Below are 2,570 nucleotides of genomic sequence, written 5' to 3'. Positions count from 1 at the left end.
GCCTGGAAGGCCGGATCCTTGGAGTCCCTGGCTACTTCCACCTGGTCGAGGAACTGCATCATCGCTTCGAGAGAGACCTCATAGCCCTGCATCATGTGAAGCGGATATTGGGTAAGTTCCATGTGCAGCTTGGCGATGTTACGCCAGGTGCCACCAACCGCGTAGAAGGTTCGCCCGGCCCCCTTTTCCAGGATTTTCGTGGCGCTTCGAACATGCTTGCGAGCGAAAGTGCGGGCTTTTGGGAGGGAGCCGCCGGCATATTCCGAAAGGCGAAGCCCTCCAAGCGGCAGGGTGATCCCCCTGCCGATCTCGCGCTCCTTGATGTCGATGAGTTCCAGCGAGCCGCCGCCGAGGTCGCCCGCGATGCCGTCCGGATGGAAGAAGCCGCTGATGACGCCGAGCGCGGAAAACTTCGCCTCCTCCTCGCCGGAAAGCACGCGAACCTTGCGCTGGAGGATCGTCTCGGCTTGGTGGATGAAATCGGGCCCGTTGGAGGCTTCGCGCGCGGCAGCCGTCGCCAGCACATACATGGTCGCCGCGCGGGCCTGGTCGGAAAGGGCCTTGAAACGATGCAGGGCGGCCAGCGCGCGGGCGACGCTTTCCTCATCCATCCTGCCGTTCAGCGCGATGCCCTTACCGAGGCCGCAAAGCACCTTTTCGTTGAAAAGGATCGCCGGCGACCGGGACATGCCTTCGTAGATCACCACGCGGATCGAATTCGACCCGATATCGACGACGGAGACCGGAGCAATCCCTGGAAGGCGCCCCTGGGCTTCTGATTCAACCATGCAGGTCCAGTTTTATCTCTTGGTCCAGCCGGAAAGCAGGCCGGCGATCAGCTTGGGCGCACTGGATTTCAGGGCTTCACCACGGCCGGAAAGGCTGGGATTGGTCATGAAATACTGCTGCGCATTGAACGGCTCTTCGCCTTTGCGCACTTCCATGCGCCGAGACGTGCCGTCGGGCAATATCTCGTAGCTCTGCTGATTGTCAATGATATTGCCTAGCATGATCTGGGACAAAACCTGCTCGTGCACAGTCGGATTGATGAGCGGGACGAGCGTCTCGACGCGGCGGTCGAGGTTTCTTGGCATCATGTCGGCGGAGCCGATATAGACGAGCGCCTTGTCGGAGGGCAGGCCATGTCCATTCCCGAAGCAGAAGATGCGGCTGTGCTCCAGGAAACGGCCGACGATCGACTTGACGCGAATATTGTCGGAGAGGCCCGGCACCTGCGGGCGTAGGCAGCAGATACCGCGAATGACCAGATCGATCTCAACGCCTGCCCGGCTTGCCGTATAGAGGGCGTCGATAATCTCCGGATCGACGAGCGAGTTCATCTTCATCCAGATCGCTGCTGGCGCACCGTTCTTGGCATGTTTGATCTCCTCGTCGATGTGACGGAGGATGCGCGAGCGCAGCGTATAAGGCGAAACGGCGAGCTTCATGCTCTCCTCCGGTTCGCCGTAGCCGGTGATGAAGTTGAAGATGTTCGCCATATCGTGGGCGATCACCTGATTGCAGGTGAAGAACGAGAGGTCGGTATAGATCTTCGCGGTGACCGGATGGTAGTTGCCGGTGCCAAGGTGGCAGTAGCTGCGGAGTCTGCCCTCCTCGCGGCGAACGACCAACGACATCTTTGCGTGTGTCTTGAGCTCGATGAAGCCGAAGACGACCTGCACGCCGGCGCGTTCGAGGTCGCGTGCCCAACGGATGTTGGCCTCTTCGTCGAAACGGGCCTTGAGCTCGACGAGGGCCGTCACCGACTTGCCGGCTTCGGCAGCATCGATGAGAGCCCGGACGATCGGGCTGTCGTTCGAAGTGCGGTAAAGGGTCTGCTTTATCGCCAGAACATCAGGATCGCGCGCAGCCTGGAGAAGAAACTGGACCACCACGTCGAAAGACTCGTAGGGGTGATGAACCACCATGTCCTTTTCGCGAATGGCCGCGAAGCAGTCTCCGGCATGCTCGCGAACGCGTTCGGGAAATCGCGCATTGTAGGGCGGAAACCGAAGGTCGTCGCGCGGCGCCTTGGTGATCTCGGAGACCGTATTGAGCGCGAGCAGGCCCGGCAAAACGGCGACGCGATTGTCTGGAACGTTCAACGCCTGCACTACGAACTGGCGCAGCGATGCCGGCATCTCGGAATCCGTCTCGATGCGGATCACCTTGCCGCGGCGGCGGCGCTTCAACGCGGTTTCAAAGAAGCGCACGAGGTCTTCGGCTTCTTCCTCTACTTCGATATCGCTGTCGCGGATGAGGCGAAATGTACCGGAGCCCTGCACCTCGTAACCGGGATAGAGCCGGTGAATGAAGATGTTCGCGACATCCTCCAGCGTGATATAGCGGAGCGTGCCGGCGTCATCCGGCAAGCGCACGAAGCGATCGAGCGCAGGCGGCAGGCGAAGCAGCGCCGTCATCGGCTCGCGCCCGTGCTTGCTGGTAAGCTGCAGGCCGATCGAGAAACCGAGGTTCGGGATGAACGGGAACGGGTGAGGCGGGTCGATCGACAGTGGCGTCAAAACCGGAAAGATCGCCTGCTCGAACTCTGCGGCCAGCCACTGCCGGTC

2 protein-coding genes are annotated in these 2,570 nt (G+C 61.0%); both read right to left on the bottom strand.

Annotation, left to right across the window (positions count from 1 at the left end):
• The coding region (locus tag C9413_RS30880; protein ID WP_170251392.1) for a Ppx/GppA family phosphatase at window positions 1-788 on the bottom strand (788 nt) is incomplete at its 3' end.
• Window positions 789-800: 12 nt separating this feature from the next.
• A partial coding sequence (locus C9413_RS30875; protein WP_170251391.1) for an RNA degradosome polyphosphate kinase occupies window positions 801-2,570 on the bottom strand: 1,770 nt, incomplete at its 5' end.

Origin of the sequence: Rhizobium sp. SEMIA 4085 (assembly GCF_013004495.1) — a bacterium.
Classification (GTDB): Bacteria; Pseudomonadota; Alphaproteobacteria; order Rhizobiales; family Rhizobiaceae; genus Rhizobium; species Rhizobium gallicum.
This window is presented reverse-complemented; position numbering and strand designations above follow the sequence as displayed.